Here is a 23,169-nt window from a genome sequence, read left to right as displayed (position 1 = left end):
GGTCAGAAGGGCAGCACCATTGGCACCATCACCAGCACCACCGCCAGTGTGATCAGCCAGAACGGCGTCCCGATGCGCACGAAATCCATGAAGCGATAGTTCCCCGGCCCCACCACCAGCGTGTTGATGGGCGAGGATACCGGCGTCATATAAGCCGCCGAGGCCGCCAGCGCGACGGTCATGGCAAACGGGTAGGGCGAGGCGCCCAGCGTATCGGCAATCGCCAGCGCCACCGGCGCCATCAGCACGGCGGTTGCGGTGTTCGAGATGAACAGGCTCAGCATCGTTGTCAACACGAAGATCGCCGCCATGACCAGCCGCGGGTTGCCGTTCCCCAACGCGTCGGTCAGGGCGGTCGCGGCCAGGTCCACGCCCCCGGTCCGGGTCAGGGCCAGCGAAAACGGCAACATGCCGACGATCAGCACCAGCGTCTGCCAGTTGATCGCGCGATAGGCCCCGGCAATGTCGATGCAGCGAAACAGCCCCATGAGCAGGCAACCGAGCAACGCAGCCTGCACATTGGGCACGATCCCCGTGACCATCAGCACCACCACCAGCCCCAGGATGGCCAGCGCGGCGAGGGCGCGGTCGGCTTCGGGGGCGATCTCGTCGGCCTCTTCGGGCAGGTCCAGCAGGATCAGGTCACGCCGTTCACTGGCAAGACGCCGGATCGCTTTCCAGGTGCCCATGACCAGCAGGGTGTCGCCCGCGCGCAAGGGTTCATCAACAATCGCCCCGGTGACAGGGGTCGCGCCATGGCGGATGCCGATGACGGCCAGATCACGCTTTGTGCGAAAGGCGGTCTGGACCACGGACCTGCCAACCAGGGTTGATGTCGGCGGCACCATCACCTGCGCCATGCCCAGATCCTGCCGCCGGTCGGTGAAATAGCCTTGCCCCAGCGGCAGGGCGCGCAGGCGGTTGGCTGCGGCAAAACGGTCGATATCGGCGTGATCACCCAGCACATCCAGCAGCAGGACATCGCCCGCGGCCAGCTCCGTCCCCGCCCGCGGAAGGCGCAGTTCCGTGCGGCGCGGCCCGGGCCTTTCGATGGCAACGATGTTCACCCCTGCGGAGCTGCGCAGGTCCAGCTGGTCCAGCCGCCGCCCCGCCAGGACAGAACCGGGTTCGATCCGCAGCCGCATCTCGCGCCCCTCAAGCGCGAAGTCATCGATCCACTCGCGGATCGAGGCGCGCGGCGCAGGCTCTTCCTGCGCCGACTGGCCGAGGTAGCGCCGCGCCACGAACATGTACAGGATCGCCAGCGCCAGGATCGGCACCCCAAAGGGGGCAAAGGCAAAGAAGCCGAAGCCATCAAGGCCCCGGCGCACCAGCTCGCCATGGACCACCAGATTGGGCGCGGTGGCCACAAGCGTGGTCATCCCCGCGATCATGGCGGCCATGGCCAGAGGCATCATCAACCGCCCCGCGGGCACCCCCATACGGCGCGCCATGCGCAGAACGATGGGGATGAAGATCGCCACAACCCCGGTCGAGGACATGATGGAACTGAGCGCCGCCGCCGAAACCATGAGGAAGAAGATCAAACGGGTTTCCGAGGCCCCCGCGCGCCGGGTCATCCAGTCGCCCATGCGCGCGGTGATGCCCGTGCGCACCAACCCTTCGCCCAGGACGAACAGCGCGGCAATCAGGATGACATTGGGATCGGCAAACCCGGCCAGCGCCTCGGGGACAGTGATCACGCCCGTCAGCGGCAGCGCCACCATCATCACCAACGCCACCACATCCATCCGGGGCCGCCCGATGGCGAACAGGACGATGGCCACCGCCAACAGCGCAAGGACCATGGCCAGGGGAAGGGTCATATGCAGGCAAGCTCTTCGACTGTGGCGTTGCACCGCAGCATAGAAGCTGTCGTCCGGCGCTGCAAACGGGGACGGCGTCGGCGCTGGCGCGTGCCCCAACGTCGCCCGCGTGCTGACACAAGCCAACCCCCGTGCACCCGCGCGCCTGCGCGTCGGGGTGGGTGGGTGGGCGACGCGCAGGCGCGCAGCCCGGCCCGGCCAAGCGCGTTCAGGCCGGGATAGGATGCCCTTCCTCGATCCCGGTCGCGTCGGGCGTAAAGGTCATGGCCAGCCCGTTGATGCAATGGCGCAGGCCCGTCGGCTGCGGCCCGTCATTGAAGATATGCCCCTGATGGCCGCCGCAATTGGCGCAATGCACTTCGGTGCGGACCATGAAGAAGCTCCGGTCCTCCATGGTGCCCACGGTGCCCTCGATTTCGGCCCAGAAGCTGGGCCAGCCGGTGCGGCTGTCGTATTTTGTCTCGGACCGATAGAGCGCCTGGCCGCAGCCGGCACAGTTGTAGGTGCCGGGGCGATCTTCCTCCAGCAGGGGGGAGCGTTCGCCCATCAGCGCGTTGGTGAAGGCGCGTTCGGTGGCATGGTCGCGCAGCACTGCGTATTGCGCGGGCGTCAGGCGTGCGCGCCATTCGTCCTCGGTCAGGGTAAAGGGAAAGCTGCCCTCGGCGGCGCGCACCTCGCGCAGGCCCAGGGCGCCATATCCGGCGGCCCCGGCAACGGGCAGGGCGGCGGCGAACAGCAGCAACTTGCGGCGGGTGAACATGCGGCACCTCCTTCGATCCTTGACGGGCCATGCCCGGTCATACCCGGTATCTAGCGCAGGATGCCACGTGAAGGACGCACGCCCGGTCACGCTTTCGTGCGCACCGGCCGCGCATCGCGCTGGACAGCCGCGCGCCAGAGGCAGATATTGGCGCCCATGAGTTTGCCTCCTGGTTTTCTGGATGAACTGCGCAACCGCGTTTCGATCGCATCGGTGATCGGGCGGGCGGTGACATGGGACATGCGCAAGTCCAAGCCCGGCAAGGGGGACATGTGGGCGCCATGCCCGTTCCACCAGGAAAAGAGCGCCTCGTTCCATGTCGATGACAAGAAGGGCTTCTATTACTGCTTTGGCTGCCACGCCAAGGGCGATGCCCTGACGTTTCTGCGCGAATCGCAGAACCTGAATTTCATGGAGGCGGTGGAGATACTGGCGCGCGAGGCCGGGATGACCATGCCCGCCCGCGATCCCGCCGCCGCGCAAAAGGCCGACCGCCGTGCCCAGCTGGTCGAGGTGACGGAGGCCGCCGCCCGGTTCTTTCGCATGCAGCTTTCCACCGCCGCAGCAACCGAGGCCCGCGCCTATCTGGAGGGGCGTGGCCTCTCGCGCGAGACTGTGGAGCGCTTCGGCCTGGGCTTTGCGCCGGATGCCCGTCAGGCGCTGTGGACGCATCTGACCGGGGCAGGGGTTGCGCCGGATCTGATCATCGATGCCGGGCTGGCCGCGCGCGCCGATGACGGCGGCGCGCCCTTCGACCGGTTTCGCGGGCGCATCATCTTTCCCATCCGCGATTTGCGCGACCGCTGCATCGCCTTTGGCGGGCGCGCGCTCAGCGCCAATGCCCGGGCGAAATACCTCAACTCGCCGGAAACCGAGCTCTTTGACAAGGGCCGCTCGCTCTACAACGCCGCCAGCGCCCGCGCGGCCATGTCCAAGGGGCCGGGGCCGCTGATCGTGGCCGAAGGCTACATGGATGTGATCGCTCTTTCGGTTGCCGGGTTTGGCGCGGCCGTCGCCCCCCTGGGCACGGCGATCACCGAGGATCAGCTGCGCCTGCTGTGGCGCCTCTCGCCCGAGCCGGTGGTGGCGCTGGACGGGGACAAGGCGGGGCTGCGTGCCGCCTGGCGGCTGATCGATGTGGCGCTGCCGCTGATCGGCCCCGAACAGTCGCTGCGTTTTGTCATGCTGCCCGAAGGCCAGGACCCCGATGACCTGTTGCGTGCCGGCGGGGCAGGGGCCATGCGCAACCTGCTGGATGGCGCGCTGCCGCTGGTGCGCCTGCTGTGGCAGCGCGAGACCGAGGGCCAGGTGCTGGACAGCCCCGAGCGCCGTGCGGCGCTGGATGCGCGGTTGCGTGCGGCGCTGGGCCGGATCACGGACCAGAGCCTGCGCGGCCATTACGCCGAGGAACTTCGTCGCCTGCGCTATGAGGCTTTTGCCCCCGCCCGCGGCCCCCGCGCGCCACAGAGCAGCTGGCGCGGGGGCGGCGGCATGGCGGGCGGGCGCCGCCGGGCATTCCCTGCGGCGCCCCTGGCGGGCACGCGCGGCACGCTGCTGGCCGCCGGGCCGGATGACGCCGTGGCCGACCACCTGCATGAGGCAATCATACTGGCGGTGCTGATCGCCCATCCGGCGCATCTGCCGGATTTCGAACCTGCGCTGGAGCGCGCCGAGATGCGTGACGCGGGCCATGAACGCCTGCGTCTGATCCTGTTGGAGCATGTGGCCGATCCCGGCAACCTGCGCGGGCGGCTTGCCGAAAGGGCGGGCGATGCGCTGGACGCGCTGCTGTCGATCCCGCATGTGCGCATTGCCCCGCCGGTGCGCCCGGACGCTGACCCGGAGCTTGTGCGCGCCTGCCTGGAGGAGGAATTCGCCATGCTCTCTGCCCGCCGTGGCGCCCTGGCCGAAACCCGTGAGGCAATGGAGGATCTGACCCGTGTTGCCGATGAAGGGGTCACATGGCGGCTGGGCCAGGCCGCGGCCGCACGCCATCGCACGGAACGTTCGGGGCTTTCGGACACCCGCGATCTGGGTGAGGATCGCTCCGAACTCTCGCAAAGGCTGCAAGAGCTGATCGACAAACAGGTCTGGGTCAAGCGCAAGCGCTAGCGAGCATCTGCCCATGGCGTGGCGCTTCTGCATGATTCGACCCGATTCGTGCAGTGAATCGCCCTAGAGTGCTGGAAATGCTGCGCCGCATTTCCTAAATGCGGCATATCGGACACGCCGACGCTGTGATTCGCAGCGTTGATTCGCTACACATGTCCGAACCGAATCAGTTCGCCGCGCAGGAGCTTTCATGGCCGCCAAGGACACGGACGACACCAAGACCGAAGATCAGGACACCGAAGTCTCGCTGGACATGAGCCAGGCCTCGGTCAAGAAGATGATCTCGGCAGCGCGGGAACGCGGCTTCATCACTTACGAACAGCTCAACCAGGTACTTCCCCCCGATCAGGTCTCGTCCGAGCAGATCGAGGACGTGATGTCCATGCTTTCGGAAATGGGCATCAACGTGATCGAGGATGACGAGACCGAGGAAGGCGACGCTGCTGCCGGTGGCGCGGTTGTCGAAACCTCCAGTTCGCGCGAGGTGGCGGTTGCAACCACCGAAACCGAAAAGCTGGACCGGACCGATGACCCGGTGCGCATGTATCTGCGCGAAATGGGGTCGGTCGAACTGCTCTCGCGCGAGGGTGAGATCGCCATCGCCAAGCGGATCGAGGCCGGGCGCAACACCATGATCTCGGGGCTGTGCGAAAGCCCGCTGACCTTTCAGGCCATCACCATCTGGCGCGATGAGCTTCTGAACGAAGACGTTCTGTTGCGCGATGTGATCGACCTGGACGCCACCTTCGGCAATGCGCTGGACGAGGACGCGGACCTGCAGGTTGGTGAAGGCATTGACCGGCCTGTCGCGGCGAATGCCAACACGCCCACCCCCGCCGCCGCCGCCCCCGCGCGGGAGGAGCCCGAGCTTGACGCCGACGGCAACCCCATCCGCAACACTGACGACGACGACGATGAGGACGACCAGTCCAACATGTCGCTGGCGGCGATGGAGGCTGCGCTCAAGCCCCGGGTTCTGGAAACGCTGGACCGGATTGCGCAGGATTACGGTCATCTGGCGGAGATGCAGGAATTGCGCATGAATGCGACCCTTCTGGAAGAGGGGCGTTTTTCCGCGCGTGAGGAACGCGAGTACCAGACACTGCGCTCCGAGATCGTGGTGCTGGTGAACTCGCTCCACCTGCACAACAACCGGATCGAAGCGCTGGTGGACCAGCTTTACGGCATCAACAAGCGGATCATGTCCATCGACAGCGCCATGGTGAAGCTGGCCGATCAGGCCCGTATCAACCGGCGTGAATTCATCGACGCCTGGCGCGGACAGGAGCTGGACCCGACCTGGTGCGACAAGATGGCCGCCAATCCGGGGCGCGGCTGGCAGGCGCTGATGGAGCGGTCGCGCGACAAGGTTGAGGATCTGCGCAACGACATGGCCCAGGTCGGCCAGTATGTGGGCGTCGATATCGGCGAATTCCGCCGTATCGTCGGGCAGGTCCAGAAGGGCGAAAAGGAAGCCCGCCAGGCCAAGAAGGAGATGGTGGAGGCCAACCTGCGCCTCGTGATCTCCATCGCCAAGAAATACACCAATCGCGGGCTGCAGTTCCTGGACCTGATCCAGGAGGGCAACATCGGCCTGATGAAGGCGGTGGACAAGTTCGAATACCGCCGCGGTTACAAGTTCTCGACCTACGCCACCTGGTGGATCCGGCAGGCGATCACCCGCTCGATCGCCGATCAGGCGCGCACCATCCGCATCCCGGTGCATATGATCGAGACCATCAACAAGCTGGTCCGGACCGGGCGCCAGATGCTGCATGAAATCGGCCGTGAGCCTACGCCCGAGGAACTGGCCGAAAAGCTGCAGATGCCGCTGGACAAGGTTCGCAAGGTGATGAAGATCGCCAAGGAGCCGATCAGCCTGGAAACCCCCATCGGCGATGAGGAAGACAGCCAGCTTGGCGATTTCATCGAGGACAAGAACGCCGTCCTGCCGCTGGACAGTGCCATTCAGGAAAACCTGAAGGAAACCACTACCCGCGTCCTGTCCAGCCTGACCCCGCGTGAGGAACGGGTCCTGCGCATGCGTTTCGGCATCGGCATGAACACCGACCACACGCTGGAAGAGGTCGGACAACAGTTCAGCGTCACCCGCGAACGCATCCGGCAGATCGAGGCCAAGGCGCTGCGCAAGCTGAAACATCCGTCACGCTCGCGCAAGTTGCGCAGCTTTCTGGATCAGTGAACGAAACAGGCGCCTTCGGGCGCCTGACCTTTTTTTGCGGGGGGCGAAGTGACAAGAATTGCGCAGAGGCCCGCGTTGCGTGGCAGTCAGCGCTGGTTGCAGCTCGGTGTCGGAAGCTGCCCTGACCTCTTGCAGCCCGCGGACTGGCCCCGTCTGCAATGGCGTGCACCCGTGCTCGCGGATGATTTCGCCGAATACATGGACGCATCCTTTCTGAAGGTGCTGGACCTTGGGCATCTGGAGGATGCGTTGGCAGGGTTCTGGCCGCGCTCCGGCCCGCGTTGGGACGGGCTTGCGGTGTTTCCCGGCGGTGTGGTTCTGGTCGAAGCCAAGGCCCATGTGCCCGAGGCCCTTTCGACCCCATGCGCCGCGGGGCCAACGTCCCTTCGGCGGATTGCAGCCAGCCTGGAGCATGTGAAGACGGCGCTGGGGGCGGATGCGCGTTCGGACTGGTGCCGCGTTCTCTATCAGCAGGCGAACCGGCTGGCGCATCTCTGGTTTCTGCGGGAGCATGGCATCGATGCGCGGCTGCTCTACGTCAATTTCCTGGGCGATTCGCACCCACAGGCGCCGCGTCACCCGGAGACCTGGGCGGCGGTCCAAGCCGTGGCCGATTACGCTCTTGGGCTGCCAGCACGGCATGCCTTGCGCCCCTTTATTGCTCAGGTGGCGCCTGATGTCAGGCTGATCGAACGCGCCGCGGCGCAAGCTTGACGCGCCTGCATGCGCGGGCCACGCTTTGCGGGCGGCCATTCCGGGGGGATACATGCATACGGTTTTCACCATTGCCACACGCGGCCCCGGCCTGACCGAGATTACCGGGCAGGTCCGGGAGTGGTTGCAACGGGGGCCGGGCGGGGATGGGGTGCTGACGCTGATGATCCGGCACACCTCGGCCAGTCTGTTGATCCAGGAAAACGCGGACCCGGATGTGCAGGTGGACCTGATCGAATTCCTGCGGCGCCAGGTGCCGATGGGGGATGATCCCGCCATGCGCTGGCTGACCCATACGATCGAAGGACCGGATGACATGCCCGCCCATATCAAGGCGATGCTGCTGCCGACCACGCTGAGCATCCCGGTGGTGGAGGGGCGCCCCATGCTGGGCACCTGGCAGGGGGTCTATGTGGTCGAACACCGCACGCAGCCCCATCGGCGCAACGTGGTGGCCATGCTGCGCTGAGCGCGGGCGGGATGCTCCGGGCGGCATCCTTGCCCAAACAGAAAGGCCCCGGCGCAGGGTGCGGCGGGGCCTTGGAGTCCGAATGGCGGGTTCGGAATGGTCCGGCGTTCAGCTGGCGCGGAATTCGCGCAACAGGAAATCAGGGACGTGATCGCCCATGCCGACAACCTGGCCGCGGCGGTCGTCGCGCTTGTCCTCGCCGCGCCGGGGTTGGGCGCGGGGCTTCGGCTCGGCACGAGGCCTGGCGGTTTGCTCGGGCTCGGGGGCGGCGACGGCGGGCACCGGGGCGGCTTCGGCCTTCACAGGTTCGGGCTGCACGGATTCGGGCGCGGGCTGGGCCTTGGCTTCGGCGGGCTTTCCACGGCGGCGGCGCTTGGGCTCGGCCGCGGCGGTATCAGCGGCGGGTGCGGTGGGCGTGTCTTCGGCGGGCGCGTCCGCGGTCTGCGCGGGGCTTTCGGCCCGTGGCAGCGGCTTGCCCAGCAAATCCTCGATCGCGGTGACGAATTTTGCATCCGCAGGCGCGGCGATGGTCACGGCCTTGCCGTCACGCCCGGCGCGCCCGGTGCGGCCGATACGGTGAACGTAATCCTCGGGGTGGATCGGCACATCGAAGTTGAACACATGGCTCACTGCCGGAACATCGAGCCCCCGCGCCGCCACATCCGAGGCGATCAGGAATTTCAGCTCACCGTTGCGGAAGCGGTCCAGTGTGCGTGTCCGCAGCGACTGGTCCAGATCGCCATGGATCGGGGCGGCGTCCAGTTTGTATTTCTTCAGGGACTTGGCCAGGATATCCACATCAACCTTGCGGTTGCAGAAGATGATGGCGTTGGTCAGGCGTTCGCCCTCGGCTTCGATCAGATCGCGCAGGCGGCGGCGTTTCTCACTGGCGGCCCGGTCACGGCGCGAGGGGCGGAACTCCACCAGCGCCTGTTCGATGGTCTCGGACGCCGTCGCCTGGCGGGCGACCTCGACCCGCGCGGGGCCCTGCAGGAAGGTGTTGGTCAGGCGCTCGATCTCGGGCGGCATGGTGGCCGAATAGAAGAAGGTCTGGCGCGTGAAAGGCGTCAGCTTGAAGATGCGTTCGATATCCGGGATGAAGCCCATGTCCAGCATGCGGTCGGCCTCATCGACCACCATCACCTCAACCCCGGTCAGCAGCAGCTTGCCGCGTTCGAAATGGTCCAGCAGGCGGCCGGGCGTGGCGATCAGCACATCCACGCCACGGTCGATCAGCTTGTCCTGTTCGCCAAAGGCCACGCCGCCGATCAGCAATGCCTTGGTCAGGCGGGTGTATTTGGCGTAGATGTCGAAATTCTCGGCCACCTGGGCGGCCAGTTCACGCGTCGGCGCCAGCACCAGTGAGCGCGGCATCCGCGCCCGGGCGCGGCCACGGCCCAGCCGGGTGATCATCGGCAGGGTGAAACTGGCAGTCTTGCCGGTTCCGGTCTGGGCAATGCCCAGCACATCGCGGCCCTCCAGCGCATGGGGGATCGCCTGCTCCTGGATGGGCGTCGGGGTTTCATAGCCGGCTTCGGCAATGGCTTTGAGGACCTTTGGGTCCAGCTTCAGGTCGGAAAATTTGGTCATATGCGTCCATGGCTTGCGGCATCGGGCCGCAAAATAACTTGAGACGCTTGCCTGTCGCGTCCCGCGGTCGGGTCAGCGCGAACGCGGCGGTTCGGTCCGCTCCGGGTCGGCGCTGGCCCTTGTCGTAGCGAAAAAACCCGGCGCGGTCAATTCCAGCGTCAGGCGGCGCTGTCCTGACATCGGGGCTGGCGTTCGGTGTGCGTTTCTGGCAAGTTAAGGAAGTGTAAACAGTGTGGTGATGCGTCTGTCTGGCTTCGTCAGCATCGGCGCGCGAAACCGCCGTAATTTTGCCCGGAACGGCGGATGATAACGCCGAACGGAAACAGGCAGGAGCGGCAGAACATGAACGGCCCCCAGCGGACCGATCCCCTTGATAATAACGCGCATATGCGCCCAGCGCCCAAGCCGCGCCTGATCGGTGCGCCGGATCCGGCGCCCAAATGGATCCCGGCGCCGGCGCAATTCGACAATCTGCGCGGGCTGATCAGATCGGTTCTGAGTGTATCGTCGGTGTCGATCTCTTTCGATGCCAGTGACCTGATCCGGACGTCAGGGGTGCAGCGGGGCTTCATCTCGGTGCCGCTGATGCGCGATGACACGCTGATCGGGGCGCTGCGGGTGCTCGATTCGGCGGATCGGATGTTCACCCAGCGCGAACAGACCCTGTTGCAGGGCTTCGCCGCATTGATCGTGGAGCAGTTCGAACTCTGGCAGCAGGCCAGCCGCGATCCGCTGACCGGAGCCATGACCCGGCGGGTTTTCGAAACCGACCTGCGCAAGGCCATTGCGGCCAGCCGCCGCAGTGGCGAAGACCTGTCGCTGATCCTGTTCGACCTGGACCATTTCAAGCGGATCAATGACACGCTGGGCCATTGCGTGGGCGACCGGGTGTTGCAGGAAGTGGGGCGTGTTGCGGCGCAACAGCTGCGCGTCTATGATACGTTCGGTCGCCTGGGGGGCGAGGAATTCGGCATTCTTCTGGCCGTGTCGATGCCAGAGGCCCTGGACGTGGCCGAGCGTGTGCGTGCCGCGATCGAGGTCACGGCATTTCCCGGGCATGAGACGCTGAAGGTCACCGCCAGCTTCGGCGTGGCCGCCGTGGGCGAAAGCCTTGCCAGCGCCGACGCCTTGCTGCGAACCGCCGATGCGCAGCTTTACGGCGCAAAGCAGGCAGGGCGCAACCGGGTGCATGCAGACGATGCCATGGCGCCGCATCTGACAGTCGTGCGCTAGGGGGCCTGGGGCGTTTCAGGGCGCCAATATTGGCGCGCGGCCCATTTTGGGGCTTTGAATGGACCGAAATTATTCATACATACAGGCCTGAAGACACCAGCCGGGGGCGCGGCCCCCGCACAGGGAGAAGATCATGCTCAACAATATCGGCCCCGCGGGTCTTGTCATCATCGCCGTTGTGGTCCTGGTGCTGTTTGGCCGCGGCAAGATCGCCACGCTGATGGGCGAAGTCGGAAAGGGCATCACCGCCTTCAAAAAGGGCGTGAAGGACGGCACCGAGGAGATCGAAAGCCAGTCGACCGAAGCTGCCGATACCGCGCGCGATGTCACGCCCCAGAGCCAGACCGAGGAAAAGGACAAGGTCTGAGGCGGAACGCAGCAACACACCGGCCCGGGCCGGTGACGGGGGGCGCAGGGGATGTTTGACATCGGCTGGACCGAGCTTCTGGTGGTGGGCGTGGTCGCCCTGATCGTGGTCGGCCCCAAGGACCTGCCGAAGATGTTTCGCACCCTGGGCCAGTTCACGGCCAAGGCGCGCAACATGGCGCGTGAGTTCCAGCGGGCGATGGATGACGCCGCCGACGACACCGGCGTCAAGGATGTGGCGCGCGACCTGCGCAAGGCGACATCCTCGCAGAGCATGGGCCTGGACGAGCTGCGCGACATCAAGGACCCCCGGAACTGGGCCGCAAAGCAGAAGAAAACCGGCAAGGCGCCCTCGGCCGAGGGTGAAGCCGCCGCCGATACCGAACGCGACGCCATAGAGCGGGAAATGGCAGCGCTGCGCGCCGAACGCGACGAGGCGCGCGCGCGGGCGGCTTCAGCCGCCGCCGGAGAGCCGTCCACGGCCGCCGCGCCGCAGGCCGACGCAACCTCGGGCGGCGCTGAGACCAGCAACGAGAAAAAACCCTCATGAGTGCCGATCAGGATATCGACGACAAGGGCGCGCCGCTGATCGAGCATCTGGCCGAGCTGCGCTCGCGCATCATGTGGTCGCTGCTGGCCTTTGTGGTGGCGATGGTGCTGTGCTTCACCATCTGGAACCCTATCTTCAACTTCCTGACCAAGCCGCTCTGTTCGGCGCTGGAGGTGCGCGGCCAGGAGTGCAACCTGATCCTGATCAAGCTGCAGGAGGGCTTCTTTGTTGCCATCCGCATCTCGATGCTGGGCGGCTTCGTGCTGTCTTTTCCGGTGATTGCCACGCAGCTTTGGCGCTTTGTGGCGCCGGGGCTCTACCGCTCCGAAAAGAACGCATTCCTGCCTTTCCTGCTGGCCTCGCCGGTCATGTTCTTTCTGGGCGCGGCCTTTGCCTTTTACATCGTCACCCCGCTGGCCTTCAATTTCTTCCTGAACTTCCAGCAGGTTGGCGGGATGATGCTGGACCCTGATACGGTGGGCGAGGGATCGGCGATAGCGCAGGCGGGGGTGACCTTTCAGGGGTCGGTGAATGAATACCTCAGCCTGACCACGCGCTTCATCATTGCCTTTGGCCTGTGCTTTCAGTTGCCGGTGCTGCTGACGCTGATGGGCAAGGCCGGGCTGGTGTCGGTGGATGGGCTGAAATCCGGGCGCAAATGGGCCATGGTCGGTATCCTGACGCTTGCGGCACTGGTGACCCCGCCGGATGTCATCACCCAGATGATCCTGTTCACAGTGGTCTACGGGCTTTATGAGCTGTCGATCCTGCTGGTCGGCCGGGTGGAGCGCAAGCGCAACGCAGAACTGCGCGCCCAGGGCCTGATGGATGAGGATGAGGCCGGCGTATGAAGGATCAGATGTCAAACGATGATACTCTGCGCCGGATCGCCGAGGCGTTGGAGCGGTTGGCCCCGCCGCCGCCGCCAGCGCCGAACCTGTCGGCGGCCAGTGCCTTTGTCTGGCACACCGGCCCTGAGCGGCTGGAACCTGTGGCGCGCATCAACCGCGTGGCGCTGGACCTGCTGGTGGGGATCAGTCGCGCGCGTGACACGCTTCTGGCCAATACGCTGCAATTCGCGCGCGGTCTTCCGGCGAACAACGCGCTGCTGTGGGGCGCGCGGGGGATGGGCAAGTCTTCGCTGGTGAAGGCCGTGCATGCTGCGACACTTGAAGAAGAGCCTTCAAGCCACCTGAAACTGGTGGAAATCCAGCGTGAGGATCTGCCCTCGATCGGGCGATTGCTGAGCCATCTGCGCGCGGCACGGCAAGAGCGGTTCGTCCTCTTCTGCGATGATCTGTCCTTTTCCCATGATGACCAACATTACAAATCGCTCAAGGCGGTGCTGGACGGCGGGGTTGAGGGCCGGCCTGGGAATGTGGTGCTTTACGCAACCTCGAACCGGCGCCATCTGATGCCGCGTGACATGATCGAAAACGAACGCTCCAGCGCCATAAACCCCTCCGAGTCGGTGGAGGAGAAGGTTTCGCTGTCGGACCGCTTCGGGTTGTGGCTGGGCTTTCATCCCTGCGATCAGGATGAATATCTGGCCATGATCGACGGTTATTGCGCCGCCTATGGCCTGCAGGTGGCCCCCGATGTGCTGCGCGCCGAGGCGATCGAATGGCAGGCCACCCGCGGCAGCCGTTCGGGGCGCGTGGCGTGGCAGTTCTTTACCGATCTGGCCGGACGCCATGGGGTGGCGCTGAACGGCGCCTAGCTACAGCCGAATGGCCGAGATCAGGCGCCCGTAATCGGCCTCGCCCGCGTGGACCGAACGGCGGTAGGAATAGAACAGCACAGGGTCCGAATAGGTGCAATGCCGGGTCCATTCGGCATGACCCACACCCGCCTGCCGCAACCGGTGCAGGCCAAATCCCGCCAGATCGAACTGATAGCGGTCGCCCGCGCCATTGGCGAAGAAGCGGCTGTTGGCCGGGTCTTCGGCCATGAAATCTTCCAGCAGTTCGGGGCCAACCTCATAGGCGCGCTGGCTGATGCAGGGGCCGATCACGGCCTGGATCTGCGCGCGGCGGGCGCCAAGGCGCTCCATGGCGTCCACCGTGGCCTCCAGCACCCCGTCCAGGGCGCCGCGCCAACCGGCATGGGCCGCGCCGATCACCCCGGCTTCGGCATCCGCCATCAGCACGGGCTGGCAATCGGCGGTCAGCACCGCCAGCGCCAGCCCCGGCGTGGCGGTGACCAGCGCATCGGCGCGCGGACGGTTGGCCGGGTCCGGCCACGGGGCAGTGACCGGCACCACATCGGCGGAATGGACCTGATGGGCGGTGATCAGATGCGCAGGCGCAATCTCCAGGGCCCGGGCGACGCGGGCACGGTTCAACTGCACGCTGTCGGATTGATCGCCCGAGCCGCCGCCACAGTTCAGCCCCGCATAAACCCCCGAGGACGCCCCCCCGCGCCGGGTGAAGAACCCGTGTCGCAGGGGCAAAAGCGCGTCAGTCGTCAGGATTTCAAGCGTCATCAAACGGTCCCTGGCGTCAGTATCTCGGCTCCGGTGTCTCGGTTCCGGGCGGCGGTGCGCTGCCCTGCGGGTGCAGCGCCAGCACCTTGAACAGGTTTCCCATTTCCTGCGGGTGGGTCAAGCGCCGATGTGCGGCGATATGGGATCCAAGCGCGCGCCCGGTCAGGCCATGCGCCAGGGTCTGCGCCCGTGCGGTGATGCCCAGACGCTCCAGAAAGGCGCCCTGCGGGGTCAGGGGGGCATGGGCGGCGCCCGCGGCGACAGCGGAACGGGCCAGGGCCTCGAAATCCACATGCGCGGTCAGATCAGCCTGCCCGGGGTGGGCCAGCGGCAGGTCGAAGGCATGGCCGCGCAGGGCCTGCAACGTGTCCCCGTTCGAGCGCCAGTCGCCATAGTCGATCACCAGCGCCGCGCCGCCATGACGGGCAATGCGGGCGGCGACCTGGGCTATCATCGGCCCGGCCTCGGGGCAGGTTTCGACGATGGCGCCTTCGGCGGTATCGGCCAGCCGATGCGCCAGCGCGGCCAGCGGCGCGGGGTCCGACAGGCCAAAGGTCAGCGCGCCTTCGGCCAGCCCCACCATGCGTTCGGCCCAGCCATCGCCGCGCCGGACGAACTGGCGGATGGGCAGGGCGTCAAAGAACTCATTGGCCAGCAGGAACAACGGGGCCTGGGGCAGGGTGCTCACGCTGTCATGCCAGGTCGGCGCATAGGCGGCCAGGGTTTCGGCCTGACGCGCGCGCAGGGGGGCCGAGGCCTCGACCAGGTGCAGCCGTGCGCCTTCGTGGAAGCCCGGCACAGCGCGGGTTGCGCGCAGCACATCGGCCATCAATGTGCCACGGCCGGGGCCAAGCTCGGCCAGGGTGAAGGGGGTGGGGGTGCCCTGATCCAGCCATGTCTGGGCCAGGGCCAGCCCCAGCAGCTCGCCGAACATCTGGCTGATCTCGGGCGCGGTGGTGAAATCGCCCGCGGCGCCCAGCGGGTCCCGGGTGGCGTAATAGCCGTGCTGGGGGTGCAGCAGGCAGTCGCGCATGTAATCGGCCAGGGTGATCGGCCCGTTTGCCGCAATCCGGCGGCGCAGAAGATTGGCCAGCGCCGTCACGCCGGGGCGGTCCTTGGTGCGCGCCAGATCAGATACAGCCCCACGGCGATCATCGGCAGCGACAGCAATTGCCCCATGCTGAGGCCGACCGGACCCAGCGACAGCACATGCCCCATGGGATTGTCCGGGGTGATGAACTGGGCATCGGCCTCGCGCCAGAATTCGACGATGAACCGCGCCAGCCCGTAGCCGCCGATGAACGCGCCCGTCAGCAGACCCGGCCGCCGCAGCCCGCCGCGCCGCCAGGCCAGCCACAGCACCACCGCGCCCAGCAGCAGCCCCTCCAGCGCGGCCTCATAGAGCTGCGTGGGGTGGCGGGCGCAGACCGCGTGGGGCCAGTCCCAGGGGCAGGTTTGCGCCGCAGGGCCGGGGAAGATCACGCCCCATGGAACCTCGGTCGGGCGGCCCCACAGCTCGGCATTGATGAAATTCGACAGCCGCCCCAGGCCGATCCCGATCGGCGCGACCATGGCCATGGCATCGCCCAGTTGCAGCGCCGGCACCCCGTTGCGCCGCGCCCAGATGAACCCGGCCAGGACCACCCCCGCCAGCCCGCCGTGAAAGGACATGCCCCCTTCCCACACGCGCAGGATCTCGGCGGGGTAGGACAGGTAATAGCCGGGCTGATAGAACAGCACGAAGCCCAGCCGTCCGCCGAGGATGGTGCCCAGAATCACCCAGGTCAGCAGCGATTCCACCGCGCCGGGCGCCATGGGTGCCTGCCCGCCGGGCCAGAGCGCGGGGCGCTTCATGGCCGCCATGATCAGCCACCACCCGGCCAGAAAGCCCACGATATAGGCCAGCGCATACCAGCGCAGGGCAAAACGGAAATTGCCGATATCAATGGCGAACAATTCGGGCGAGATATCGGGGAAGGGGATGGCAAGGAGCATGGGGTCCGTCCTGAGGTTGCGCGACTGTGTGACGCCCCGCGCGGGCGGAAGTCAACCTTGAGTTCCGTGGCCCTTGGTCACATATAAGTCCCAGCAGATCGGAGAGACCACATGCAGACCCGCAACAAGCTTCTGGACGACATGGCACAACTGATGACCAACGCAATGGGCGTCGCCCAGGGCGCGCGGTCCGAGGCGGAAACCGCCTTCAAGGGGCTGCTGGACCGCTGGCTGGCGGATCGGGATTTTGTCACGCGTGAGGAATTCGACGCCGTGCGCGCCATGGCCCAGAAAGCGCGCGAGGAAAACGCCGCCCTGCAGGCGCGGATCGATGCCCTGGAAGCGGCGATCAGGGACCGCGGCTGAAACCATGCCGGGCCGGCGGGGCAGGGTGTCGCTTTGCACCGCCTTCGCGCAACAAATGCAAAAAAAACTTCGCCTACGCGACATGATTGCTGTGTTTTGCCGGTTGACGGTCCCCGCCAACCTGCCTAGGTTCCGCAGGCAAGGGGAAAGCCCTTTGTCTTGATGGATGGACTGAACAGTGCACGGCCTTCTGGTAATTGTAGGGACATGGCGCATGGGCCGGTAACGGACACCCTGACAGGTATACCCATGCGCCCCCGGTTCCGACACGGGGGCTTTTTTTGACCGCAGAACGGGGAGCGCAGACTGCGGCGCGAGGAGATGGAGAAGGGACGATGACAGGTCAGATGACCGGCGCGAGAATGGTGATCGAAGCACTGAAGGAGCAAGGGGTCGAGGTGGTCTTCGGCTACCCGGGCGGCGCCGTGCTGCCGATCTATGACGAGTTGTTCCAGCAGAATGAGATCCGTCACATCCTGGTGCGCCACGAACAGGGCGCGGTGCATGCCGCCGAAGGGTATGCGCGTTCGACCGGCAAACCCGGCGTGGTGCTGGTGACCTCGGGCCCTGGCGCCACCAATGCGGTGACGGGAATCGTCGATGCGCTGATGGATTCGATCCCACTGGTGGTTCTGACCGGGCAGGTGCCGACCTTCATGGTCGGCTCGGACGCGTTTCAAGAGGCCGATACCGTCGGCATCACGCGCCCCTGCACCAAGATGAACTGGCTGGTCAAGGATACCGACAAGCTGGCCGAGACCATCCATCAGGCGTTCCATGTGGCCGCCAGCGGGCGCCCCGGCCCGGTTCTGGTGGATATTCCGAAGGACGTGCAATTCGCCACTGGCGCCTATGTCGAAAAACCACAGGCGCGCACGAGCCATTACCGCCCCCAGGTCAAGGGCGACCGCGCCCGGATCGAAGAACTCGCTGCGCTGATCGAAACCGCCGAGCGGCCTGTGTTCTACACTGGTGGTGGCGTCATCAATTCCGGCCCCGAGGCCAGCCGCCTGCTGCGCGAGCTGGTGGCGGCCACAGGGATTCCGATCACCTCGACCCTGATGGGGCTGGGCGCCTATCCGGCCTCGGGGCGCGAATGGATCGGCATGCTGGGGATGCACGGCACCTATGAAGCCAACTGGGCGATGCATGACTGCGACCTGATGATTAATATCGGCGCGCGGTTCGATGACCGGATCACGGGCCGGATCAACGCCTTCAGCCCCGGATCGAAAAAGGCGCATATCGATATCGACCCGTCCTCGATCAACAAGGTGATCCATGCGGATGTGCCGATCATCGGGGATGTCTCGGACGTGCTGGCCGATCTGCTGGAAATCTGGAGCGCGCGCGGGCGCAAGGTCAACCGCCCCGCGCTGGAGCGTTGGTGGAGCCAGATCGACGAATGGCGCGCCGTGGATTGCCTGGCCTACAAGCCGGGCACGGGCATAATCCGCCCGCAGCACGCCCTGGCGCGGCTGGAGGCGCTGACCAAGGAGATGGATCGCTACATCACCACCGAGGTTGGCCAGCACCAGATGTGGGCGGCGCAATATCTGGGGTTCGAGGATCCGAACCGCTGGATGACCTCGGGGGGCTTGGGCACCATGGGCTATGGCCTGCCGGCCTCGGTCGGTGTGCAGGTGGCGCATCCGGAGGCGCTGGTGATCAACGTCGCGGGCGAGGCCTCGTGGTTGATGAACATGCAGGAGATGGGCACGGCGGTTCAGTATCGCCTGCCGATCAAGCAGTTCATCCTGAATAACGAACGTCTGGGCATGGTGCGTCAGTGGCAGGAGTTGCTGCATGGCGAGCGTTATTCGCACAGCTGGTCCGAGGCGCTGCCCGATTTCGTCAAGCTGGCCGAGGCCTTTGGCTGCAAGGGGATCCGCTGCGATTCAGAGGAGGATCTGGATGACGCGATCCGCGAGATGCTGGCCTATGACGGGCCGGTGATCTTTGACTGTCTGGTGGAAAAGCACGAAAACTGCTTCCCCATGATCCCGTCCGGCAATGCCCATAACGACATGATCCTGGGCGAGGCGGAAACCCAGGGCGTGATCGGCGCCAAGGGCGCAGTTCTGGTCTGAGCCGCATGCCCCCGAACGCCCGTGCCGGGCCGTGCCCCACCCACCCACCCGCACGCCCCGGCACGGGCGTTCGGGGGCAGGGTGGCGGGGGCTTCTGACAATGACAAACAAGTCCAAGGAAAACGGATGTCCCCTCTGAACATCGAAAAAGGATCGTCGAAGCATTCGGCCTATGATCTGCGTGATCCGCATGCCGAGCGGCTGGAGCGCCACACGCTGGCGATCATCGTCGACAACGAATCCGGGGTTCTGGCGCGGGTCATCGGCCTGTTCTCGGCGCGCGGCTACAACATCGACAGCCTGACCGTGGCCGAGGTGGATCACGAAGGGCACCGCTCGCGTATCACGATCGTGACCACCGGAACCGCGCAGGTCATCATCCAGATCAAGGCGCAGCTCGAACGCATGGTCAGCACCCATGAGGTGCACGATCTGACCACCGAAGGGCCTTCGGTCGAACGCGAACTGGCGCTGTTCAAGGTTGCGGGCAAGGGGGAGCCACGCATCGAGGCACTGCGCCTGGCCGAGATCTTTCGCGCCAATGTGGTCGATTCGACGCTGGAAAGCTTTGTGTTCGAGATGACCGGCACGCCCGAGAAGGTGGATGCCTTTGCCGAACTCATGCGCCCGCTGGGCCTGCGCGAAGTGGCGCGGACCGGGGTTGCGGCCTTGTCGCGGGGGCAGTAGGCGCGGGTTTCCCGCTGCACGGCCCTGTCTGGTCCTGCGCTGCTGTTCAGCGCGCTGCGTTCGGGGCGCTGTGGGAATGGGGAGGCATAGCCCCGCGAACCCGGCTGCCACAGGGATGCGCTGCACAGGTGGCCTCAGGGCCCGCGCCCGGGGAGGGGCGGTGCAGTGACCCTTTGCATTGATGCTGACCGCGACACGCAGCGCCCCGACAGGTGCCCGATAACGGCTTCGGCCAAGGTGGTCCCGTCTGCGGGTCAGGCACCTTTCTGAATTGACTGATTCTGGCTGCCGGGTGTTGCCGGCGTGGCTATCTGCTCCACCTGCGTTCTGGCGCATTCGATCCGGTTCCGGCCATTGTTCTTGGCCGCGTAAAGGGCCTGATCGGCGGCGCGCAGCAGTCCTTCGGCGGTCTGGCCATGGTGCGGTGCGGTTGCAATGCCGCCCGATACGGTAACGGGCGGCAAGGCGCTCCGGTCATGCTGCAGGGTCTGGCTGGAAAGGGCGGTGGCGATCCTGGCCGCCAGGGCGGCGGCCGCATCGGCGTCGGTATCATTACACAGGATCACGAATTCCTCCCCCCCCAGTCGGCAGGGCTGGCAGTGTTCGGGCAGGTGATCGCGCAAGACTTCGCCGACCGCTTGCAGGACCAGATCACCGGCATCATGGCCGTGGTCATCGTTGAACCGCTTGAAATGGTCTACATCCAGCAGGATCAGGCTGAGCGCGTTGCCGGTTGTGCTGTTGCGCCGCAAGGCGCGCTGCATGGCGTCCAGAAACCAGCGGCGGTTCCAGATCCCGGTGAGCGGGTCGCGCACGGATCGATCGTGCAATTCATGGCGCAGGCGCACATTGGCGATCGCCAGGCTGATCTGTTCGGCGCAGATCAGACCCAGTTCCCAGCGGTTGCGCAGAACCCCTTCGCGCATGTGGCGCAGCATGCCCGTTTCCTCGAACCCGTCAAAGCGCAGGTGCAGCAGGCCGATGGTTTCCCCATGCGCGATGATGGGAAGGCAGAAGAAGGGGGGCGGAGCGTCGCCATGGACATGATCGCAGGGAAATTCGATGGCCTTCATGCCGTAGCTGTAGGCCCGCCCGCGGCGCAGCGCCCAGCAGTCATCCGGGGCGATGCGGGGCGTGAATGCGGGCATGGAGCCCCAGCTTGCGGCCAGATCCAGCGTGTCGCGCGCCGTGGCGTAGACATAGAGCGCGCCATCGGCCTCGGGGATGAGCGTATGCATGGCGCGGCGCACGACCATCATCAGCTCATCGGATGAGCGCGCGGAATAAAGCCATTCGCTGGTCTGGGCCAGAAGCTGGCGTTCGTCCTGGCGCATGGCCTCGGCCTGGCGCATTTCCTCATTCTGGTCTTCCAGAGACTTGCGTTCGGTGATGTCACGCAGGGTAGAGACGTAATGGGTGTGGCGGCCGGTGTCGTCATGGACGGGGACGATGCGCAGGTCCACCCAGTATGCAGTGCCGCTGCGGGTATAGTTCTGCACTTCGCAGCGCAGTTCCTGCCGGTGGTGCGTGGCCTCGCGGATGCGTTCGGCGGTATCCGGGTCGGTGTCGCGGCCTTGCAGAACCTCCCCGGGGTCCTTGCCCAGCAGATCCTCCAGCTGGTAGCCGGTCAGGGCGGAGAAGGCGGGGTTGATCCAGAGGGTCCGCCGCAGTGAATCGGTGACCACGACACCGTCCCCGCCATGGTGCAGGGCCAGTTGGGCGAAGAAATGCTGCTCAGCCTCGGAGCCAGGGGGGGGCGTATTTCGTGGCTGTGGCGGGGGGGGCTCGGTGCCGTCTGACTCGGGGTATGTGTGGCTTGTGTCCTGCGACCCGGGGGTGTGTCCATCCATGCGCGGCCTTTCAAACTGTGCTGCGGGGCGGTGCCTGGCCCCCGGGGGTCCGGGCGCGCAACCCGGGCGAGCAACCCGGTCGGGCAACCCGGTCGGGCAACCCGGTCGGGCGCCACACGCCTTTGTGCCATAGGTTATCCCGCGCAGGTTAAGGCTTCGTTTCTGCACGCCGCCCGTGGTGCGCATGTGGGCTGGCAAATCCCTGCGCCCTGCGGCTATGGTGCCGGCAACCGAAATCCTGAACAGGAGGGCGTCATGCTTGACACCAAGACCGATCTGGCCGCGATGCTGAAGGACCCGGACCTGCTGCGCACACAAGCCTTTGTCGCCGGGGCATGGGTGGATGCCGATGACGGCGCCACCTTCGAGGTCCGCAACCCTGCGCGCGGCGATGTGATTGCCCGGGTGGCGGACCTGTCGCGCGCGGAAACTGCCCGCGCCATTGCCGCAGCGGACGCTGCCCGCCACGCCTGGGCCGCACGCACCGCCAAGGAGCGCGCCAACATCCTGCGCCGCTGGTACGACCTGATGATGGCCAATGCCGATGATCTGGCCCTGATCCTGACCGCCGAAATGGGCAAACCCCTGGCCGAGGCGAAGGGCGAGATCGCCTATGGCGCCAGCTTTGTCGAATGGTTCGCCGAGGAAGCCAAGCGCATCTATGGCGAGACCGTCCCCGGCCATCAGCCCGACAAGCGCATCAGCGTGATCCGCCAGCCGATCGGGGTGGCCGCGTCGATCACGCCGTGGAATTTCCCCAACGCGATGATCGCGCGCAAGGTCGCCCCGGCGCTGGCGGTGGGCTGCGGCTTCGTGGCGCGCCCGGCGGCGGAAACGCCGCTTTCGGCGCTGGCCATGGCGGTGCTGGCCGAACGCGCCGGCGTGCCCGAGGGCGTGCTGTCGGTGATCCCCTCCTCGCGGTCCTCGGATATCGGCAAGGAGTTCTGCGAGAACCCGACGGTGCGCAAGCTGACCTTCACCGGCTCCACCGAGGTGGGCCGCATCCTGCTGCGTCAGGCCGCCGATCAGGTGATGAAATGTTCGATGGAGCTGGGCGGCAACGCGCCGTTCATCGTGTTCGACGACGCCGATCTGGATGCTGCGGTGCAGGGCGCGATCATGTGCAAGTATCGCAACAACGGCCAGACCTGCGTCTGCGCCAACCGCATCTATGTGCAGGCGGGGGTCTATGACGCCTTTGCCGAAAAGCTGAAGGCGGCGGTTGAGAAACTGAAGGTCGGCGACGGGCTGGAGGATGGCACCGACCTGGGCCCGCTGATCAACGAGGGCGCGATCGAAAAGGTGGAAGAGCATCTGAGCGACGCGCTGGCGCAAGGCGGCACTCTGGTCAGCGGCGGCAAGCGGCATGCAAAGGGCGGGGCGTTCTTTGAGCCCACCATCGTCACCGGTGTTACCCAATCGATGAAGGTCGCGCAGGAGGAAACCTTTGGCCCGCTGGCGCCGCTGTTCCGTTTCGAGAGCGAAGAAGAGGTGGTCGGCTATGCCAATGACACGATCTTTGGTCTGGCCTGTTATTTCTACGCCCGCGATGTGGGCCGGATCACCCGGGTGCAGGAGGCGCTGGAATACGGGATCGTGGGGGTGAACACGGGCATCATCTCGACCGAGGTCGCGCCGTTTGGCGGGGTCAAGCAGTCGGGGCTGGGGCGCGAAGGCTCGCGCCACGGGGTCGAGGATTACCTGGAGATGAAATACATCTGCCTGAGCACCTGACAGCTTGGCGTGCCGGGGCCTTCGAGCCCCGACAGCTTGCCTGCTGGCTGGTGTTGCAAGCGCCCCCGAGCCGCGCCCACCCACCCACCCTGCGCGCCTCGGGGGCGCTGCCTGCTGCGTGTCCGCAGCAGGCAGTGTG

The 23,169-nt window shown here is 66.0% G+C and carries 20 protein-coding genes; 13 read left to right on the top strand and 7 right to left on the bottom strand.

Going from position 1 to position 23,169, the window contains the following annotated elements; genetic code table 11:
* Window positions 1–2: 2 nt before the first annotated feature.
* Window positions 3–1,826: an SLC13 family permease gene (locus HUK65_RS09260; RefSeq protein ID WP_179905881.1), complete on the bottom strand. Its 1,824-nt coding sequence runs from the start codon at window positions 1,824–1,826 to the stop codon at window positions 3–5.
* Window positions 1,827–2,034: 208 nt separating this feature from the next.
* Window positions 2,035–2,586 carry a peptide-methionine (R)-S-oxide reductase MsrB gene (msrB, locus tag HUK65_RS09255; protein WP_179905880.1) on the bottom strand — a complete coding sequence of 184 codons (552 nt, stop codon included), beginning with the start codon at window positions 2,584–2,586 and terminating at the stop codon, window positions 2,035–2,037.
* A gap of 156 nt (window positions 2,587–2,742) precedes the next feature.
* Between msrB and dnaG the strand changes: the two genes are divergently transcribed.
* The 4 genes from dnaG (at window position 2,743) to HUK65_RS09235 (ending at window position 8,084) form a co-directional block, all read left to right on the top strand.
* The gene (gene dnaG / locus HUK65_RS09250) at window positions 2,743–4,698 is read left to right on the top strand and encodes a DNA primase (protein WP_179905879.1); all 1,956 of its coding nucleotides are present in this window, start codon (window positions 2,743–2,745) and stop codon (window positions 4,696–4,698) included.
* A 190-nt stretch (window positions 4,699–4,888) separates the two neighbouring features.
* Window positions 4,889–6,901, top strand: coding sequence for an RNA polymerase sigma factor RpoD (rpoD, locus tag HUK65_RS09245; RefSeq protein ID WP_179905878.1), 2,013 nt, complete (start codon window positions 4,889–4,891; stop codon window positions 6,899–6,901).
* 171 nt (window positions 6,902–7,072) lie between these two features.
* Window positions 7,073–7,615, top strand: a complete 543-nt coding sequence (locus HUK65_RS09240) for a hypothetical protein (protein WP_179905877.1) — start codon at window positions 7,073–7,075, stop codon at window positions 7,613–7,615.
* A gap of 52 nt (window positions 7,616–7,667) precedes the next feature.
* Complete coding sequence (locus tag HUK65_RS09235; protein ID WP_179905876.1) at window positions 7,668–8,084, top strand: secondary thiamine-phosphate synthase enzyme YjbQ; 417 nt, start codon at window positions 7,668–7,670, stop codon at window positions 8,082–8,084.
* A gap of 108 nt (window positions 8,085–8,192) precedes the next feature.
* Here the strand turns inward: HUK65_RS09235 and HUK65_RS09230 are convergent, their stop codons facing one another.
* Entirely contained in the window at window positions 8,193–9,674 is a 1,482-nt protein-coding gene (locus HUK65_RS09230; protein WP_179905875.1) for a DEAD/DEAH box helicase, read from the bottom strand.
* A gap of 387 nt (window positions 9,675–10,061) precedes the next feature.
* Between HUK65_RS09230 and HUK65_RS09225 the strand changes: the two genes are divergently transcribed.
* From HUK65_RS09225 to HUK65_RS09205, 5 genes are all read left to right on the top strand, one after another.
* Window positions 10,062–10,907: a sensor domain-containing diguanylate cyclase gene (locus HUK65_RS09225; RefSeq protein ID WP_179905874.1), complete on the top strand. Its 846-nt coding sequence runs from the start codon at window positions 10,062–10,064 to the stop codon at window positions 10,905–10,907.
* 133 nt (window positions 10,908–11,040) lie between these two features.
* Entirely contained in the window at window positions 11,041–11,274 is a 234-nt protein-coding gene (tatA, locus tag HUK65_RS09220; RefSeq protein WP_179905873.1) for a twin-arginine translocase TatA/TatE family subunit, read from the top strand.
* Between the two features lie 51 nt (window positions 11,275–11,325).
* Complete coding sequence (gene tatB, locus HUK65_RS09215) at window positions 11,326–11,823, top strand: Sec-independent protein translocase protein TatB (protein ID WP_179905872.1); 498 nt, start codon at window positions 11,326–11,328, stop codon at window positions 11,821–11,823.
* Window positions 11,820–12,674 (top strand): twin-arginine translocase subunit TatC, encoded by an 855-nt coding sequence (gene tatC, locus HUK65_RS09210; RefSeq protein ID WP_179905871.1) that lies wholly within the window; start codon window positions 11,820–11,822, stop codon window positions 12,672–12,674. Before tatB ends, tatC begins: the two co-directional genes overlap by 4 nt.
* An 8-nt stretch (window positions 12,675–12,682) precedes the next feature.
* Window positions 12,683–13,543 (top strand): ATP-binding protein, encoded by an 861-nt coding sequence (locus HUK65_RS09205; RefSeq protein WP_179905870.1) that lies wholly within the window; start codon window positions 12,683–12,685, stop codon window positions 13,541–13,543.
* Here HUK65_RS09205 and pgeF read toward each other — a convergent pair whose 3' ends face one another.
* From pgeF to lgt, 3 genes are read right to left on the bottom strand one after another with little or no spacing between them, the layout of a single operon-like run.
* Window positions 13,544–14,308, bottom strand: coding sequence for a peptidoglycan editing factor PgeF (gene pgeF / locus HUK65_RS09200; protein WP_179905869.1), 765 nt, complete (start codon window positions 14,306–14,308; stop codon window positions 13,544–13,546).
* A 16-nt stretch (window positions 14,309–14,324) separates the two neighbouring features.
* Complete coding sequence (locus HUK65_RS09195) at window positions 14,325–15,410, bottom strand: class I SAM-dependent methyltransferase (RefSeq protein WP_179905868.1); 1,086 nt, start codon at window positions 15,408–15,410, stop codon at window positions 14,325–14,327.
* Window positions 15,407–16,303: a prolipoprotein diacylglyceryl transferase gene (gene lgt, locus HUK65_RS09190; RefSeq protein WP_179905867.1), complete on the bottom strand. Its 897-nt coding sequence runs from the start codon at window positions 16,301–16,303 to the stop codon at window positions 15,407–15,409. Before lgt ends, HUK65_RS09195 begins: the two co-directional genes overlap by 4 nt.
* 111 nt (window positions 16,304–16,414) lie before the next feature.
* Here lgt and HUK65_RS09185 point away from each other — a divergent pair, with 111 nt between their 5' ends.
* From HUK65_RS09185 to ilvN, 3 genes are all read left to right on the top strand, one after another.
* Complete coding sequence (locus HUK65_RS09185; protein ID WP_179905866.1) at window positions 16,415–16,669, top strand: accessory factor UbiK family protein; 255 nt, start codon at window positions 16,415–16,417, stop codon at window positions 16,667–16,669.
* Window positions 16,670–17,004: 335 nt separating this feature from the next.
* Window positions 17,005–18,759, top strand: coding sequence for an acetolactate synthase 3 large subunit (locus HUK65_RS09180; protein WP_179905865.1), 1,755 nt, complete (start codon window positions 17,005–17,007; stop codon window positions 18,757–18,759).
* Between the two features lie 126 nt (window positions 18,760–18,885).
* Window positions 18,886–19,446 carry an acetolactate synthase small subunit gene (gene ilvN, locus HUK65_RS09175; protein WP_179905864.1) on the top strand — a complete coding sequence of 187 codons (561 nt, stop codon included), beginning with the start codon at window positions 18,886–18,888 and terminating at the stop codon, window positions 19,444–19,446.
* Between the two features lie 254 nt (window positions 19,447–19,700).
* Here ilvN and HUK65_RS09170 read toward each other — a convergent pair whose 3' ends face one another.
* Window positions 19,701–21,296 (bottom strand): sensor domain-containing diguanylate cyclase, encoded by a 1,596-nt coding sequence (locus tag HUK65_RS09170; RefSeq protein WP_179905863.1) that lies wholly within the window; start codon window positions 21,294–21,296, stop codon window positions 19,701–19,703.
* Window positions 21,297–21,551: 255 nt separating this feature from the next.
* Here HUK65_RS09170 and HUK65_RS09165 point away from each other — a divergent pair, with 255 nt between their 5' ends.
* A complete protein-coding gene (locus tag HUK65_RS09165; protein ID WP_179905862.1) occupies window positions 21,552–23,030 on the top strand; it encodes an NAD-dependent succinate-semialdehyde dehydrogenase in 1,479 nt (492 codons plus the stop codon).
* Window positions 23,031–23,169: the final 139 nt, after the last annotated feature.

Origin of the sequence: Rhabdonatronobacter sediminivivens, from assembly GCF_013415485.1 — a bacterium.
In the GTDB taxonomy this organism is placed as follows: domain Bacteria; phylum Pseudomonadota; class Alphaproteobacteria; order Rhodobacterales; family Rhodobacteraceae; genus Rhabdonatronobacter; species Rhabdonatronobacter sediminivivens.
The sequence above is the reverse complement of the archived record's forward strand: the minus strand, read 5'-3'. Positions and strand labels throughout refer to the sequence as shown.